Source organism: Actinomycetospora sp. CA-084318 (assembly GCF_050955885.1).
Classification (GTDB): domain Bacteria; phylum Actinomycetota; class Actinomycetes; order Mycobacteriales; family Pseudonocardiaceae; genus Actinomycetospora.
In genome coordinates, this window is the sequence record NZ_CP192098.1 from 5067794 (window position 1) to 5084179 (window position 16386).

At 73.6% G+C, this 16386-nt stretch carries 14 protein-coding genes; 9 read left to right on the forward strand and 5 right to left on the reverse strand.

What is annotated here, in order from left to right; all coding sequences use genetic code 11:
* Nucleotides 1–64: 64 nt before the first annotated feature.
* Nucleotides 65–907: an alpha/beta fold hydrolase gene (locus ACQPYX_RS24735; protein WP_433799918.1), complete on the forward strand. Its 843-nt coding sequence runs from the start codon at nt 65–67 to the stop codon at nt 905–907.
* Here ACQPYX_RS24735 and ACQPYX_RS24740 read toward each other — a convergent pair whose 3' ends face one another.
* The 3 genes from ACQPYX_RS24740 to ACQPYX_RS24750 all read right to left on the reverse strand — a co-directional run bounded on the left by ACQPYX_RS24740 (nt 908) and on the right by ACQPYX_RS24750 (nt 3460).
* The gene (locus ACQPYX_RS24740; protein ID WP_433799919.1) at nt 908–1129 is read right to left on the reverse strand and encodes a hypothetical protein; all 222 of its coding nucleotides are present in this window, start codon (nt 1127–1129) and stop codon (nt 908–910) included.
* A gap of 35 nt (nt 1130–1164) precedes the next feature.
* Nucleotides 1165–2952, reverse strand: coding sequence for a purine-cytosine permease family protein (locus ACQPYX_RS24745; protein ID WP_433799920.1), 1788 nt, complete (start codon nt 2950–2952; stop codon nt 1165–1167).
* 277 nt (nt 2953–3229) lie between these two features.
* Nucleotides 3230–3460 carry a hypothetical protein gene (locus ACQPYX_RS24750; protein WP_433799921.1) on the reverse strand — a complete coding sequence of 77 codons (231 nt, stop codon included), beginning with the start codon at nt 3458–3460 and terminating at the stop codon, nt 3230–3232.
* A 245-nt stretch (nt 3461–3705) separates the two neighbouring features.
* On the opposite strand from ACQPYX_RS24750, the gene ACQPYX_RS24755 reads away from it, so the two are divergent.
* The 4 genes from ACQPYX_RS24755 to ACQPYX_RS24770 all read left to right on the forward strand — a co-directional run bounded on the left by ACQPYX_RS24755 (nt 3706) and on the right by ACQPYX_RS24770 (nt 9675).
* A complete protein-coding gene (locus tag ACQPYX_RS24755) occupies nt 3706–4392 on the forward strand; it encodes a winged helix-turn-helix domain-containing protein (RefSeq protein ID WP_433799922.1) in 687 nt (228 codons plus the stop codon).
* Complete coding sequence (locus ACQPYX_RS24760; protein ID WP_433799923.1) at nt 4389–5771, forward strand: sensor histidine kinase; 1383 nt, start codon at nt 4389–4391, stop codon at nt 5769–5771. Before ACQPYX_RS24755 ends, ACQPYX_RS24760 begins: the two co-directional genes overlap by 4 nt.
* Nucleotides 5772–5878: 107 nt before the next feature.
* Nucleotides 5879–7657 (forward strand): BCCT family transporter, encoded by a 1779-nt coding sequence (locus tag ACQPYX_RS24765; RefSeq protein WP_433799924.1) that lies wholly within the window; start codon nt 5879–5881, stop codon nt 7655–7657.
* Nucleotides 7654–9675, forward strand: a complete 2022-nt coding sequence (locus ACQPYX_RS24770) for a transglycosylase domain-containing protein (protein WP_433799925.1) — start codon at nt 7654–7656, stop codon at nt 9673–9675. Before ACQPYX_RS24765 ends, ACQPYX_RS24770 begins: the two co-directional genes overlap by 4 nt.
* Nucleotides 9676–9684: 9 nt before the next feature.
* Here ACQPYX_RS24770 and ACQPYX_RS24775 read toward each other — a convergent pair whose 3' ends face one another.
* Both ACQPYX_RS24775 and ACQPYX_RS24780 read right to left on the reverse strand, forming a co-directional pair.
* Nucleotides 9685–10242 carry a hypothetical protein gene (locus tag ACQPYX_RS24775; protein WP_433799926.1) on the reverse strand — a complete coding sequence of 186 codons (558 nt, stop codon included), beginning with the start codon at nt 10240–10242 and terminating at the stop codon, nt 9685–9687.
* A 32-nt stretch (nt 10243–10274) separates the two neighbouring features.
* A complete protein-coding gene (locus tag ACQPYX_RS24780) occupies nt 10275–12557 on the reverse strand; it encodes an MMPL family transporter (protein WP_433799927.1) in 2283 nt (760 codons plus the stop codon).
* Between the two features lie 160 nt (nt 12558–12717).
* On the opposite strand from ACQPYX_RS24780, the gene ACQPYX_RS24785 reads away from it, so the two are divergent.
* From ACQPYX_RS24785 to ACQPYX_RS24800, 4 genes are all read left to right on the forward strand, one after another.
* Complete coding sequence (locus ACQPYX_RS24785; RefSeq protein ID WP_433799928.1) at nt 12718–14310, forward strand: alanine/glycine:cation symporter family protein; 1593 nt, start codon at nt 12718–12720, stop codon at nt 14308–14310.
* Between the two features lie 53 nt (nt 14311–14363).
* Nucleotides 14364–15215 carry a YhjD/YihY/BrkB family envelope integrity protein gene (locus ACQPYX_RS24790; RefSeq protein ID WP_433799929.1) on the forward strand — a complete coding sequence of 284 codons (852 nt, stop codon included), beginning with the start codon at nt 14364–14366 and terminating at the stop codon, nt 15213–15215.
* Between the two features lie 127 nt (nt 15216–15342).
* Nucleotides 15343–15711 (forward strand): hypothetical protein, encoded by a 369-nt coding sequence (locus tag ACQPYX_RS24795; RefSeq protein ID WP_433799930.1) that lies wholly within the window; start codon nt 15343–15345, stop codon nt 15709–15711.
* Nucleotides 15712–15820: 109 nt separating this feature from the next.
* A complete protein-coding gene (locus ACQPYX_RS24800; RefSeq protein ID WP_433799931.1) occupies nt 15821–16366 on the forward strand; it encodes a hypothetical protein in 546 nt (181 codons plus the stop codon).
* Nucleotides 16367–16386: the final 20 nt, after the last annotated feature.

Consider the following 16386-nt stretch of genomic DNA (forward strand, 5'->3'; position numbering starts at 1 on the left):
GCAACGCGGGCACCGATCCCGGCCGTCCGGCCGGAGGTCCGCGACGTGGAAGGACGAACACGAGATGGCTCGCCTCACCGTAGGCACGGAGAACGGCACGGACGTCGAGATCCACTACTCCGACCAGGGCAGCGGTCGCCCGGTCGTGCTCATCCACGGCTGGCCCCTCTCCTCCCGGTCCTGGGAGAACCAGGTCCCGGCCCTGATCTCGGCCGGGTACCGGGTGATCACCTACGACCGGCGCGGTTTCGGATCGTCTTCACAGCCCTGGTCGGGCTACGACTACGACACCTTCGCCGCCGACCTCGCGGCCCTGCTCGACCACCTCGACGTCTCCGACGCCACGCTGGTCGGGTTCTCCATGGGCGGCGGCGAGGTGGTGCGCTACCTGTCCCGGTACGGTGTCGCGCGCGTGAGCCGCGCGGTCCTCGCAGCGGCGGTGCCGCCGTACCTCTACCGGTCGACCGACAACCCCGACGGCGGTCTCGACGACGCCACGATCGAGCAGTTCGAGGGCGGTGTCACCGGCGACCGCATCGCCTTCCTGGAGGAGTTCACGACGAACTTCTTCTCCGCGGGCGACGGGCCGTTGGTGAGCGAGCCCAACCGGCTGTACCACCGGGCGATCGCGGAGTTCGCCTCCCCGAAGGGCACGCTCGACTGCATCGCCGCCTTCGGGCGCACCGACTTTCGCGACGACGTCGCGAAGGTCTCCGAGCTCGGCGTCCCGACCCTGGTCATCCACGGTGACTCCGACGCCGTGGTTCCCTTCGAGGTCAGCGGCAAGCGGACCCACGAGTCGATCGAGCATGCGCAGCTGACCCTCATCGACGGCGGACCGCACGGCATCAACGGCACGCACCCGGAGCAGTTCAACGAGGCACTGCTGTCGTTCCTCGGGTCCTGATCACTCGTCGGCGTCGGGGCGGCCGCCGGAGGCACCCGTCCCGTCGTCGACCAGGGCGACAACGGGTCCTGGACCGCGGCGGCCGGCACGAGGGCGGCGCCGACGAGCATCCTGGCCGCGGCGCTCCCCCGCCGCCAGCGGCACGCGGTGGGCGGCGGCCGAGCGGACGACCCCGAGAATCCGGCGTCGCGGCGACGACGTGCGGGGCGGCGCGTTGCTCACGGGACGATCCTCGGCGCCCGGACGCCCGCCCGCCGTCAGGAACCGCCGGCGGCGGGCGTCGCGATCGTCTCGTCGCGGTCGTCCTGCTCGGCCATCGCCCGCTGCGCGTGGGCCTTGGTGCGGCGCAGCCGCCAGTAGGCCGCCACGAAGTAGATGACCGTCCCGGCCCCGGCGATCCAGAAGAACCGGTCGCGGTTGTCGGTGTAGGTGGCGAGGTCGGGGGCCACGAGGAGCACGGCGGCCGCCGCCACGGCGATGACGACCAGGGCGACGATCCACACCACCAGCAGCACCTGGCTCAGGGGCCGCCGGTCGGTGGTGTCGACGTGCGGGGCCTGCCGGGCCTGCTCGCGGTGGAAGACCGCCACCCGCTCGGCGAACAGCTCGTCACGGGCGACGCCGTCGGGGTAGCTCTCGGCGGCGCCCATCTGCCGGGCCAGCACGACGTAGACGACGACGGCGACCAGGAACGCGAGGACGAACAGGAAGTAGACGTCGACCAGATCGAGCGCCACCACGGCGAAGGCCAGCACGACGGGAGTCACCCAGGCCACGAGCGCGGGGACGTTGCGCACCCCGCGGTACCGGGCCCAGAACCGCGTCATCCCGAGGCGGGGCAGCAGGTGGTGCTCTGCGAACAGGATCCCGCCGATCGGGACCAGCACGATCCCGACGTAGGTGACCAGGTCGAGGTAGCCGCGGTAGATGAAGGGAAAGAGCGCCGCGATCACGACGAGCACGCCGATGATCAGGGTGACCCGCTGCCGCGACTGGTTCGGGAGGATCGCCTGGCCCGCCAGCCCGGAGCGGTACAGGTTCGCGTTCGCCGTGGTCCACCCGCCGATCACGACGACCACGAGGCCCGCGTAGCCGAGGGCCTCGAACGCGACGGTCCCGGGGGAGATGACGTCGATGCCGGTCGAGACGATCGCGGCGGCGGCCGCACCCATGAAGCCGGCCGCGATCCACGCCACGTAGTGGCCGAGGAACATGCCGAAGGCCGACATGTAGCCGTACCAGCTCTTCCGCGCATACCGGAACAGCGACATGTCGACGAGTCCGACGTGGGCGAAGCTGTTGGCGGCCCACGCGTACCCGATGATCCCCAGCAGCGTGATGCCCGCAGTACCGTCGGGCGTCTGCCCGGTGAAGACGGTGCTCCCGCCGATGTCGATCAACTCCCCCAGGCCGCCCAGCTGGGGACTCCCGGTCGCGGCCGCGGTGAGGGCGGGGATCAGCACCACGCCTCCGGCCACGAACATGACCATCAGCCAGGGCGCGCAGATGCTGGCGAACTCCGCGAGGGCGTTGAAGCCGTAGGCCGCGACCAGGACCGCGACGGAGCCGAAGGCGATCGCGACGACGATGAAGCCCCAGTGGGTGGGATAGGCCTCCTCCTGGGACGGGAAGCCGAAGACGATGTTCAGCGCGGTCGCCGACACGGTGATCATCGCCGCCGAGATCACCGCGAAGACGACGGCGTTCACCCCGTTGTAGAGCTTCGAGGTCAGCCCGCCGTCGACCCGGTCGAGGAAGGTGTAGACCGAGAGCCGTGTCCGCGTCGCGATGGGCGCGGTGACGAAGCGGTAGCTCAGCACCGCGAGCAGGTTGCCGATCGCGAGTCCGATGAGCACGTCCACGATCTCGGCGCCGAGGGCGACGAACGTCGCCCCGAACACGAACTCCGTCCCGGCGACGTTCTCCGCCGCGTACAGCCCCGCGAAGTGCCCGGAGCGGTGCAGCTCGTGGTCGCCGGCAGGGAGTTGCTCGGCGTCGAGCTGCGCGATCCGTCGATCCATCTGCGCGACGTCGTCGTCCGTCATGTGCATCTCCGTCACGTCGGGCCGGGTGTCGCGGCCGTGCGTCCGCCGCGCGTGCTGCGACTCCACCGTCAGGCACCCCGGTGGGGTGACGTAGGTCGCGGCCGTGTGCCCGCGGGAGCACGACCGCACACCTCCGCCGCCTCTGTTCGGCCGGTTCCGTCGGCCTGCGACGGAGGTGTGTCCCGTAGCCGGGGCGGGAGCGCCCGCCCGCCCCGCCCCGGCCGACGCCGGCCCAGGCTCCCCCTCGTCCGAGCCTGGGACGACCGTTCCCGGCCGGTCAACGACCTGCCGGGAGTTCCTGCACCGAGCCGGCGGGCGCCCCGTCGACGGTGCTCGGACCGGGCGGTGGGATCACCCAACCGACCAGGAACGCGAAGACGATCCCCAGCGCCCAGGGCCAGAGCGGGTGCTGCTCGGGATGATCGGGCGTCTCGCCGTGCCTCGGAGCGGTCGCCACCGGTGTCCGGCGCCCCGTCGTCAGGGGCAGCCCGGCGGCGGCGTGCCGCACCGTCGGTACGCCGAGTTCGGCCGTGTCGGCCTCGGCCGGTGACGCGATCCCCCGCCTGCCGCAGCCGCCGGAAGTCCCCTGCCCGTGGATGGTGCCCCCGCTGGTCGTCGTCGGTCCCTGCAGGGATCATCGCCCCCGACCACCCGTCCGTGAGCCCGCGAGCCTTGCGGTCTCCTGACGGGTCCGGCCCGGAGGTCCGGGTGGAGCAGACCGCGCTGGTCGGATCGCTCTCGGGAGGCACACCGATGGAGGACAGCGGACCGAAGGCCCTCCTCGTGGAGGACGACGACCGCATCCGGCGCGTCCTGACCGTCGGCCTCATCGACGAGGGCATCGACGTCCGGGAGGCCGCCAGCGCCGAGGAGGCTCTCCCCCTGCTCGACGACGACGTCGACGTCGCCCTGATCGACCTCATGCTCCCCGGCCTCGACGGGATGGCGCTGTGCCGGTCCCTGCGCGAGCGTGGCGATCTCCCGATCATCATCGTCACGGCCCGCTCGGACACCGACGACGTCATCGCCGGGCTCGAGGCGGGCGCCGACGACTACGTGACGAAACCCGTCGTCCCGGGCGAGCTCGCCGCCCGGGTCCGGGCGCTGCTGCGCCGGCGGCGTCCCGTCGAGCAGCCACGGCGGGAACTCGTCGTCGGCGATCTCGTGCTGCGTCCCGAGGAGGGCGTCGTCACCCGCGCCGGGCAGCCGGTCGCCCTGACCCGGACCGAGTTACGGCTGCTCACCGAACTGGTCGAGGGCGACGGCCGGGTGGTCTCGCGCGAGGACCTCCTGCAGCGGGTGTGGGGCTACGACTACTTCGGCGACACCCGCCTGCTCGACGTCCACGTCAGGCGGCTCCGACGGAAGATCGAACAGGATCCGGACGCCCCAGCGATCGTCCTGACCGTGCGCGGCCACGGGTACCGCGTCCAGCCGTGACCTTCCGCGGCACGGCCTCGCTCCGCGTCCGCGTCGCGGTCTCCTTCGCCCTGGTCACACTGGTCATCTGCGGCGCACTCTCGATCGCCACCTGGTTCCTGACGACGAGCTACGCCACCGCCCAGCGGGAGAACGCCGTGCGGGCACGGGTCTCCGCCGACGCCACGCTCGTCGCCGGGACCCGACAGTTCCGGCCCGGTGGTCTCCCCGACCTGCTCGCGGGGCTGGGCGGGGAGCCCGACACGACGGTGCTCCTGCGGTCCGCGGGCTCGTGGGCGAGGTCCGGCCCGGCCGTCTCCCCCACCGCGCTCCCCGTCGCGCTCACCGATCTCGCGCCGGGCGACCCACCCGTGGTCGTGTGGATGGAGGTCGACGGCCGGATGGTGATGGCCGGTGCCGCCGGGCTCGGTTCGCGCGGGGACCTGCTCGTCGAGCTCGCCCCGGTCCGGGAGCTGCAGAGCACCCGCCGCTTCCTCGCCCTGCTCCTGACGGCGGGGACCGCTGCCGCGACCGCGGCCGGGGCCGCGCTCGGAGCCTGGACCGCACGTCGGTCCCTGCGTCCGCTGCACGAGCTCACCGCGGCCGCGTCCCTCGTCGCCCGGGGCGACCTGGACGCGCGGCTCCCGGTCCGGACGGACCCCGAGCTCGCCGGGCTGGCGACGACCTTCAACCGGACCGTCGAGGACCTGGGCGACCGGGTCCGTCGCGACGCCCGGTTCGCGGGCGATGTCAGCCACGAGCTCCGCTCCCCGTTGACGACGATGCTCGGCGCCACCGACGTGCTGCGCCGGCGCCGGGACGAGCTGTCCCCGGCCGCCCGGGAGGCCGTCGACCTGCTCGGAGCCGATCTCGACCGCTTCGTCGGCACCGTCGACGACCTGCTCGAGATCTCCCGGATGGACCAGCCGGTCGACGCACGGGACCTCGAGCGTGTCGATCTCGCCGGCCTGACCCGGGCGGTCGCGCGCCGGCGGGGCCTCGAGGACCGCGTGGAGGTCACCCGCGGCGATACGCACGTGGTCGCCGACCGGCGCCGCCTCGACGCCGTCCTCACCAACCTGTGCACCAACGCCGACCGGCACGGTGGCGGCGTCGTCCGCCTCGGGGTCGGGCCGGCCCCGGACGCTCCCGGCACCGTCCGGCTCGAGGTCGACGACGCCGGACCCGGGGTGGCCGCCGAGGACCGCACCGAGATCTTCGAGCGGTTCGCGCGGGGATCGACGGCCGGTCGGCGCGGCGCCGGCACCGGTTCCGGCCTCGGTCTGGCCCTGGTCAGCGGCCACGTGCGCCGCCACGGCGGCACCGTCCACGTGACCGATCGTCCCGACGGCGGGGCCCGGTTCGTCGTCGATCTGCCCGGCGCGGCCGACGCCGACTGACCACGGCGGTAGCGCACGACGATCGCACGGTCACGCGGACCGTTTCGTCAGGGATTCGTCAGGTTCGTGCGGTTCCCGCCCGGGTTTCCCCGGACACTCTGGAGGACATGACCACGACCGATTCAGGCGGTCCCGAGGGCGGGACCGAGGGCGGTTCGACCCTCACCCGCTACCTCCGGACCCACACGAACCCGCCGGTCTTCCTCGTCTCCGGCATCGTCGTGCTCGCCTTTTTGGCCGTGGGCGCGATCTTCCCGGATGGCACCAGCGGGGTGTTCTCCGCTCTCCTGGACGGGATCTCGCGCTACTTCGGCTGGTTCTACATCCTCGCCGCGACCGGCTTCCTCGCCTTCGCGCTGTACCTCATGGTGTCGAAGTACGGGCGCATCAAGCTCGGTCCCGACGACGCCTCGCCCGAGTACGGCACGACGGCCTGGTTCGCGATGCTGTTCACCGCGGGCATGGGCATCGGTCTCGTCTTCTACGGCGTCTACGAGCCCGCCTACCACGCGATGAACCCGCCGACCGGCCCGGCGGGCACGCCCGAGGCCGCCGAGCGCGGCATGAACTACACCTTCTACCACTGGGGGCTCCACCCCTGGGCGATCTACATCGTGCTCGGCCTCGCGATGGGCTACTTCTGCTTCCGCAAGGGCCTGCCGATGCGTCCGGCGTCAGCGCTGTACCCCCTGCTCGGGCAGCGCGTCTTCCGGTGGCCCGGCGCGGTGGTGGACATCCTCGCGGTGTTCGGCACCCTGTTCGGTCTCGCCACCTCGCTGGGTCTGGGCAGCCAGCAGATCGGCTCCGGGCTCAATCAGCTGACCGGGCTACCGAACACGACCACCACGCAGGTCCTCGTCGTCTGCGCCATCACCGCCGTGGCCGTCGTCAGCGTGATGCTGGGCGTGGACAAGGGCATCCGGCGGCTGTCGCTGGTGAACCTGTGGCTCGCCTTCGCCCTCATGGTGTTCGTGTTCGCCGTCGGCCCGAAGATGTTCGTCCTCACCGGGCTGGCCGACTGGACCGGCTACTACCTGCAGAACATCATCGGGACGAGCTTCACCGTCTTCAACCCGGACACCCAGCCCGCCGCGTTCGACTGGCAGGCCTCGTGGACCCTCTTCTACTGGGGGTGGTGGATGTCCTGGGCGCCCTTCGTGGGCATGTTCATCGCTCGGATCTCCTACGGGCGCACCGTGCGCCAGTTCGTCTCCGGCGCGCTGCTCGCTCCGGTCGGCGCCTCCATCGTCTGGTTCTCCGTCCTCGGCGGCACCGGCCTCGCCCAGCAGCTCTCCGGGCAGGCCGACATCGCCGGCGGTAGCTCGGAGTCCTCGCTGTTCACGGTCCTGTCCACGTTGCCCGTCGGAGGCATCGTCTCGGCGATCGCCTCGGTCCTCGCGATCGTCGTGGTCGTGCTGTTCTTCGCGACGTCGTCGGACTCCGGCTCGCTGGTGGTCGACATGCTCACCAACGGGGGCGACCCGCACCCGATCTGGCAGCAGCGCCTGTTCTGGGCGCTGATGGAGGGCGCGGTGACGATCGTCCTGCTGCTCGTGGGCGGGGCCGCGGCCCTCGACGCGCTGCAGGCGGCCTCGATCACGACGGGCCTGCCGTTCGCGGTGGTGCTCATCCTCATGGCGATCGGCGTGCTCAAGGCCCTGCGCTCGGACCCGGCCGTCACCGACGGCGGCCCGGTGGTCCTCTCCGACACCGCGGGCGGCGGCTACCGACCGGGCGCCGACCGGGACGCCGAGGCCGAGGAGACGGCAACGCCCGCAACGGCCGAGACCGGGACGGTCGAGGGCGGCGATGATCCGAAGCACGCGTCCGGAGAGTCCCGCGAGGACGGCGCGGAACGGCCGGTCACCGGGAGCGCCCAGGCGTGAGTCCGCGCGCAGGGGCGCGGGCGCTCGCCGCCTGCGCCCTGGCGGGCGTCCTGCTCGCCGGCCTCACGCTGCCCCCGGTCCTGGCCGGCGGCCTGCTCGTCGGGCGGGCCGCGGCGTCGGTCGACCTGACCTCCGGCTCGCTCGCCGGGGGTCGGGTCCGGGAGGCGTCGGTGATCACCGACTCCGCCGGCACCCCGATCGCCCGGCTCTACGAGCGCTACCGGCTCCCGGTCGGCTCCGACGCCATCGCCGACACCATGAAGGCCGCGATCGTCGCGATCGAGGACCGCCGCTTCTTCGTCCACGACGGGGTCGACTGGCGGGGGCTCGGCCGGGCCCTCGCGAGCAACGCGGTACGCGGTTCCCCGCTCGAGGGCCAGGGCGCGTCGACCATCACAATGCAGTACGTCAAGAACTACCGGCTCTACGCGGTGGCGGACACGGCGGCCGACCGTCGGGCGGCGACCGCCGACACGCTGAGCCGCAAGCTGACCGAGGTGCGGCTCGCGCACCGGGTCGAGGAGCGGCTCGGCAAGGACGAGATCCTGGCCCGCTACCTCGACCTGGTCTACTTCGGCAACGGGGCCTACGGCGTCGAGGCCGCGGCCCGGACGTACTTCGGCGCGACCGCGGCGGAGCTGACGGTGCCGCAGGCCGCGCTGCTCGCCGGCATCGTCCGCAGCCCGGAGGGCTACGACCCGACGGAGCAGCCGGCCGCAGCACGCGCCCGGCGGGGTGAGGTCCTGCGCGCCATGGCCGACGTCGGGTCGATCTCCCCGGCGCAGGCCGCGGCGGCCGACACCGCACCGCTCGGGGTCGTCTCGCCCCTCCGCCGCCCGGCGCCGGGGTGCGGGGCGGCGGTCGAGGGTACGGGCTTCTTCTGCCGCTACGTGGAGGAGGAGCTCGCGGCGGCCGGGATTTCGCCGTCGGAACTCCGCACCGGTGGCTACACCGTCCGGACCACCCTGGACCCGGACGCGCAGGCGCGCGCCGACGCGGCGGCCGGGCGGATCGGGGACTCCTCGGGGGTCGCGAACGTGGTCGCCGTCGTGGCCCCGGGTACCACCTCCCGACCGGTGCTCGCGCTCGCCGCCAACCGGGAGTACGGACCGGACGCGGCTGCGGGCCAGAGTTCGCTGCCGCTCACGACCGCGCCGTTGCGGGGTGCCGGCTCGGTGTACAAGATCTTCACGGCGGCGACCGCGCTAGAGCAGGGACTGGTCTCGCCCGATGACGACCTCGACGTCCCGGAGCGCTACACCTCGTCCATCTCCCCCGGCTACACCGTCGAGAACCTCGGCAGCTACGACGACCGCATGACGCTCACCCGGGCGCTGGCGACCTCGCCGAACACCGCGTTCGTGGAACTCGAGGACCGGATCGGCTCGATCGGGCCCGTCGTCGCGACCGCCCGGGCGCTGGGACTCCGGCGCTCCCTCGACGCACCGGCCCCCGGCGGCGGGACCGTCGGCGAGGCCGTGTCCGCGCAGGAGCAGGCCTCGTTCACCCTCGGGCCGAACCCGACCAGCCCGCTCGAGCTCGCCAACGTCGGCGCCACACTCGTCGCCGACGGCCGCTGGTGCCCGCCGACGCCGATCCTCTCCGTCACCGATCGCGACGGCCGGCCCGTGGATCTGCCCTCCCCCGCCTGCGAACAGGCCGTGCCCGCCGATGTCGCGGCCGACCTACGGACCGCGCTGTCGGAGGACCACACCGACGGCACCTCCGCCGACGCGGCCGACGACGTCGGCTGGGACCGCCCGATGATCGGCAAGACGGGGACCACCCAGGTCTCGGCGTCCTCGGCCTTTCTCGGCGCAACCACCGCCTACGCCGGCGCGGTGATGACGTTCTCCGACCGGGGTGCCCCCCAGCCGGTGTGCACCGGCCCGGTCCGCGTCTGCTCCGACGGCGACCTCACGGGCGGTTCCGTGCCGGCCGAGACCTGGTACCGGACGATGCTGCCGCTGCACCGCGACGTCCCGGAGGGCGGTCTCGTGCCCGACCGCGACGACTGAGCACCACGCTCAGCGGAGTCCCTCGCACGCCGGGACGTCGGTCGCCTCGTCGGCGAGCGCGGCCGGGATCGCCAGGTCGCGGAGGGTGGCGGCGCTGGTGGTGACGGCGTTCGCACGCACCTGCTGGAGGGCGTTCGTGATGGTCGCCGGATCGTCGTCCGGCACGGCCGCGAGGTCCTCCCGTTCCCGGCTGAGCGCCGCCTGGCGCTGACGGAGGAGGTCGACCGCCGTCGCGGTGGTGCCCTGACCGCCGTCGACCGGCGCGGGGCCGGCCGCGTTCACCTGCTCGACCGCGCGCGAGACGCCGAAGATCCGACCGTCGAGCCAGGCGAGCATCAGCTGCTTCGAGGCCGCGGGGTCGCCCGGGAGGGTCCCGGGTGGCCCGGTCGTCGACCGCGCCGGGGCGAGTCCCGTGCAGACCTGGGAGAGCCAGGTGTCGGGCGACGGTGGGGCCGAGGTGTTCTCGGGCGTGAACGGCCGCGTCGGCGGGGGACCCGCGGGCTGCGCGCCGTCGCTGCATCCGCCGAGGACCAGGACGAGCAGGAGGGCCAGGGATGCCGTGCGCACGCTCGACGTCCTTCCGGTGGGGGGGATCGGGATCAGGCGGCCGGAGCTCGGTCGGGCCGGAGCCGGTGGCTCGGCCAGGCGCTCGCCGGGCCGACCCACGCGATGAACGCGGGCATGAGGAACTTCCGGACGACGAAGGTGTCGAGCAGGACCCCGAAGGCCATGGCGAACGCCAGCTGACGGAAGGAGTCGAGCGGGACGATCGCCACCAGGCCGAAGCTCGCGGCCAGCGTCACGCCGGCCGCGCCGATCGCGGTGTTCGACCGCGGGACGGCGACCGACAGGGCCTCCCCGAGCGGGCGGGTGCGGGCCTCGGACCAGACGTCCCCGATGCCGAACACCGCGTAGTCCGAGCCCAGCGACGCGAGCAGCGCACCGACCGCGAACGGCACGAAGAAGATCAGCCCGCTGCTCGGCCCGAAGAGCAGCGTGGTCACCCCGAGCGAGGCACCGACCACGAAGGCGCTGCACAGCAGCAGGTACAGCGGTGCCACGAGCGCACGCAGGAACAGCACGAGCAGCAGCAGGTCGACCAGGGCGACCACGACCGCCACCCGGACCAGGTCCCCGCGGGCGCTGTCGACGAGCCCGAGACCGATCGCGGTGTCCCCCGCCGTCGCCACCCCGACCCCGCCCAGCCCGGCGGTCGCGAGCATCGTCGGGAGCCGTTGCTGCAGGTCACGGAGGTCGGAGATCGCCTGCGCGCCCACCGGGTCGGCGTCGAGGACGACGAGGACGCGCGCCGCGTTCCCGTCGGCCGCGGTGAACACCGAGAACGGCGCGTCGGGGCGTCGCAGATCCACCGTTCCCGGTCCGATCACGCCCGCCACCCCGGGTGTGGTGAGCAGCGCCCGCTGGAACGCCACCAGCTCCGCGCGCCGGTCGGCGAGCCCAGGTGCGGTCAGCACGAGCTGGGTGGGCGAGAGGATGCCCGGCGCGAAGCCCGCGGCGGCGTCCTCCCAGGCGGTGCGGATCGGGTTGTCCGCCGGCAGCGAGCGCATCGGCGAGACCGACTCCCGCAGGCCGGCGAGCGGCACGGTGGCGAGCGCGAGGACGACCACCACGACCGCCACGGTCACCGGCGCCACGCCCGGGCGCCGCCGCAGCAGCTCGACGAATCGACTCCGCGGCTCGGCGGGCTCTTCCGCGGAACGTCGTCGGAGACCGGGCCAGAACATCGCCCGGCCGAACAGGCCCATCAGGGCGGGCACGAGCAGCACGGACACCACGAGGGTGGTGGCGACGGTGAGGGCGAGGCCGGGGCCGAAGGCGCGGAACACCGACGTCCGGGCGGCCGAGAGCGCCGCGACCCCCGCCACCACCGTCACCCCGGCGACCAGCACGATCGCCAGGTAGTCCTCGACCGCTCCACGCGCGGCCTCCGGACCGCCCTGCGCGCGGCGTAGTCGTGCCCGCTGGCCCGAGAGGAACAGGATCGAGTAGTCGGTGCTCACCCCGAGGGTCAGGGCGACGAGCACCGGTTGCAGCTGCCCGGGGGCGCTGATGCCCGACAGCTCGGCTGCGAACCCGACCACCCGGTCGGCGACCAGGTAGGAGGCCCCAGCGGTCACCAACGTGACCAGCGGGGCCAGGAACGACCGGAACACCACCGCCACGACGAGCGCGACGGCCAGCACCGACGCGATCTCCACCGCCGTGAGGTGCCGGTTCACCACGTTGCCCTGCTCGAGCTGGAACGGGATCAGCCCGCTGAAACCGGAGAGGTGGTCGTCGGGGCGGTCGATCCGTGCGGCGTAGTCGCGCGCCACCTGCTGCTGCACGTACGGATTGGCGTTCGGATCGGTGAACAGGTACGTCACGACCGTGGTCGGTCCGCGGGCGCCCGGGGCCGGGAGAGCGTCGAAGGCGCGGCCGAGGGCCTCCGAGTCCGGCGAGAGGCTCGACGGCAGGGTCGCCGGGACACCGTCGACCAGAGGCAGCGCGAAGAGCAGCGGTGGCGTCGGTCGACCGTCGATCGCCGGGCGCGAGGCGTCCAGCGCCCGCCGCACCGCCCGGTCCACCGCCTCCGGTGAGAGCCCCGCCGGGTCGCGCTGCACCACCGCGATCCGAGTCAGCACGGGGAGCCCGAAGATCTGCAGCGCCCGCGCCTGCGCCTGCACCGCCGGGGCGTCCTCACCGACGAAGGACACCCCGCCGTCCCCGCCCACCGACGCGAGCGAGGGCAGCAGGGTCGTCGCCAGCCACACCCCGACGGCCACGAGCGCGAGGACCGCCCACCAGCCGCGGGTGGTCACGGCCGCGAACCCGCGCACCGGCCACGGTCGACGACGCGCGTCCTCGGACCGATCCGCCATCGGGGCGCTCCTCGGGGTGGGGCCGCGCCGCGCGACCGGACGACCCCGCCGTTCCCCGGGCGCTGCCCGGGCAAACGGCGACCACACGACCCGCCTGACGATCGCCTGACGAAACGGTCGCGGGCCTTGTGGTCCGTGGCGGAGCGTCTGGAATGTCCGTATGACGGCTGCCGCTCCACCACCCGCCGTGGTCGACGTCCTCGCCCAGGAGGGGGCCTCGTCCGGAACCCTCTCGGCGATCGAGGACGCCATCGACGCCGTGTTCACACCCGTCTCCGAGGGCCTCTCGGCGGTCGTGTTCGCGGAGATCCCGCTCTTCGGCGTGTCGTTCCCCTGGATCGTCGGGTGGCTGATCCTGGCGGCGCTGATCTTCACCGTCGTGTTCCGCGCGCCGCAGTTCCGCAGCTTCGGGCTGGCCGTCCGCATCGCGCGTGGCCGGTACACCGGCGACGACGAGCCCGGGGAGATCTCGCACTTCCAGGCGCTGACGTCGGCGGTGTCCGGCACGGTCGGACTCGGCAACATCGCCGGGGTCGGGGTCGCGGTGACCATCGGCGGCGCGGGGGCAACGTTCTGGATGATCGTGGCCGGGCTGCTGGGCATGTGCACCAAGTTCGTCGAGTGCACCCTCGGGGTCCGCTACCGCGAGCACCACGCCGACGGGACCGTCTCCGGTGGCCCGATGCACTACCTGCGGCGCGGCATCGCCGAACGCTTCCCGACGGCGTTCGGACGCTCGCTGGGCAAGGTCCTCGCCGGCCTCGCCGCAGTGTTCATCCTCTTCTTCGGGGTCGCCGGCGGGAACATGTTCCAGGCCAACCAGACCTTCGCCCAGCTCACCGAGGTGACCGGCGGCGAGGCCGGGCTCCTCGGGGGCGACGGCGCCGCGCTGGTCTTCGGTGTCCTGCTCGCCCTGCTGGTCGGCGCCGTGATCTTCGGCGGCATCCGCTCCGTCGGCCGCGTGACCAGTCGGCTCGTGCCGGCCATGGCGATCGTCTACGTGGCGGCCTGCCTGATCGTGCTGCTGGTCAACCTGCCCCTGATCCCGGCCGCGGTCGGCGCCATCCTCGGCGGGGCGTTCACGGGGGCCGGCGTCGCCGGCGGTGCGGTCGGCGCGCTCATCGTGGGCTTCCAGCGCGCCGCGTTCTCCAACGAGGCCGGGCTGGGCTCCTCCCCGATCGCGCACTCCGCGGTGAAGACCCGGCACCCGGCGACCGAGGGCTACGTCGCGATGCTCGAGCCGTTCGTCGACACCGTCGTGGTCTGCACGATGACCGCGCTGACGATCGTCGTCGCCGACACCACCTTCTGGCGCGACGCGCAGGCCGCCGCGGCCGCCGGGGAGGACCCCTCGGGCGTCGTCGTCACCTCTTCGGCGTTCGAGACGGTGCTGCCCTGGTTCCCCTACGTGCTCACCCTCGCGGTCGCCCTCTTCGCGATCTCGACGATGATCACCTGGGGCTACTACGGCCAGAAGGCCTGGACCTACCTCTTCGGGCGCAGCACCCTCTCCGAACGCCTGTACCAGGCGGTCTTCTGCCTGTTCGTCGTGATCGGCTCCGTGCTCACCCTCGGCGCCGTCCTCGACTTCGCCGACGCCGTGCTGTTCCTGCTGGCTCTGTTCAACATCATCGGGCTCTACCTGCTCGCCCCCGTGGTGAAGCAGGAGGTCGACGCGTTCCGCGCCGCGCGCCGGTCCGGCGAGGTGGTCGAGATGGCGCCGTCGGAGCGGCGCGCCTCGACCAGCGCCTGACCCCGCAGGGGGTCGCCGCATCGGCCGGCGGCTCCACCGGGCAGCCTGTCCGCGTGATCCTTCCCGGACGGCGACGGTTCGCCCGGACCGCCGCGGGCCGGGTCGTCGCCTCCGCCTCCGCGCACCGGCTCCCCGCCCTCGCGGCCGAGTCCGCGTTCTTCGCGGCCCTGTCCGTGTTCCCGGCGTTGCTCACGGTCGTGGCCATCCTCCGGACGGCGGCCCCGGCCCTGCCCGGCGCGGCCGACACCGCGGCGGTCGAGGGGATGACCCGACTGCTGCGGCTCGTGCTGACGACGCGGGGCAGTGCGGCCGCGGACGCCGCGACCGCGCTGCTGGCCACGAGCACCCCGGGCCTGCTCACGGTCGGGACCGCCGCCGCGGTGGTGCTGGTGGTCCGAACGCTGCGCTCGGTGCTCCACGGCCTCGCGACGATCTCCGGCACCGCGCCGCGCTCCTGGCGGGTCGCCACCGTGCTGGGGGTCCTGCTGCTGGTCGGCGCCGCGACCGTCACGGCGGCGGCCGTGCAGGATCCGATCGCGTGGCTCGGGGTGCCCGGCGGGCACCTGCTCTGGCGGGTGCTCCGGTGGCCGCTGATGCTGCTCGCCCTGTTCGGCTGGGCGGTGCTGGTCCTCCGGTCCGGCGTACGACGGCGGAACCGGCGCGCGCTGGTGGCGGCCGGAGCGCTCTCCGTGGGCGGGTGGGTGCTGGCCAGCGCGCTGTACCCGGTGTACGTCTCGGTCGCGGCGAGCGTCGCGCAGGGCCTCGGCGCCCTGGGCGGCGGGCTCATCCTCCTCGTCTGGCTCTACCTGCTCATGGCCTCGCTGTACCTGGCGGCGGAGACCCTCGTGGTCCGGTCGTCCCCGCCCCGCACCCCGACCACGCGCGGGGACGAGGACCGCGGCTGAGCCGACCACCGCGGTCGTCAGGAACTTGCAAGGGCGGACCCCTTCCACCGTGGCCCGTCCCGGCGTTGCATGTCCACGGCCGCGTCGGGCGCCCGCCCGGCCGGGAGCGCAGGAGGGCAGGTCCGACGTGACGTGCGAGGCCGGGTCCGCGGACTTCTCCGACATCGTCTGCGCCGAGACGGGGGTGTCGGTGCGGCAGGCGGCCGCCCGCGCGCTGATCGCTCGCGACGAGGTCCTCGGCGAGCCCGCCCCCGCTGGGGGGCCGCAGCACCACGCGACGATGATCGAGGACGTGCGGGCGCTCACCGGGGTCCTCGCCGCCGAGTTCGACCTCGCCGCCCACGACGTGGCCGCCCTGCGCGACGCCGCGTACTGGGCATCGGCCGCCCACCGGGCCACCATGCGCTCGGACACCTTCGCCCTCTACACGGCCCTCGCCATGCGCGCCTACGACGAGGACAGCGGGAGCCGACGAAGCGGGTCCTCGCCCACCTGACGACCACCTGACGACCACCTGACGATCGCGGCTGGTCCGATTCCCGGCCAGAGACCTGCGGTACCAGGACCGGGTGACCCCACGACACCCGGTCCCTGCCGTGCTCGCCGTGACCGTCGCCCTCGCCGTCGTCGCCGGGTGCAGCTACGGCGTCGAGGCCGCTCCCCCGCAGAGTCGGCCGATGGCGCCCGAGAACACCGTCGCGCCCCCGACCCCCCAGACCTGGCTCGGCCAGGTCTGCTCCGCGCTGGCGCCCGCCGTCCGTTCGACCGTGCCGGTCCCGGCGACCGTGCCGGGTGACCTGGCCGGGTCGCGGGATCGCATGGTCGCCTACCTCGAGGACCGGGCGACCGCTCTCGACGCCTCCGCCGCCGGCGTCAACCGTGCGGGGCCGGCGCCCGTCGACAACGGCCAGTCCACCACCGCGACCGTCGTCGACCTGCTGCGGGAGCGGGCAGCGTCGCTCCGGGAGCAGCGCGAAGCGCTGGCGGCGATCCCCGCGAACTCCGACGCCACCCTCGTCGGCGGGCTCGAACGGGCACGGTCGGCCCTCCCGCTGCCCGGCCCGACCGTCCTGCGGGACCTCGCTCTGCCCGTGAACCTCACCGACGAGGCGGCGTCGGTCCCGGCCTGCCGCATGTTGAGCGCTTCGTGAGGGTCCGGCAGCGACGTCCC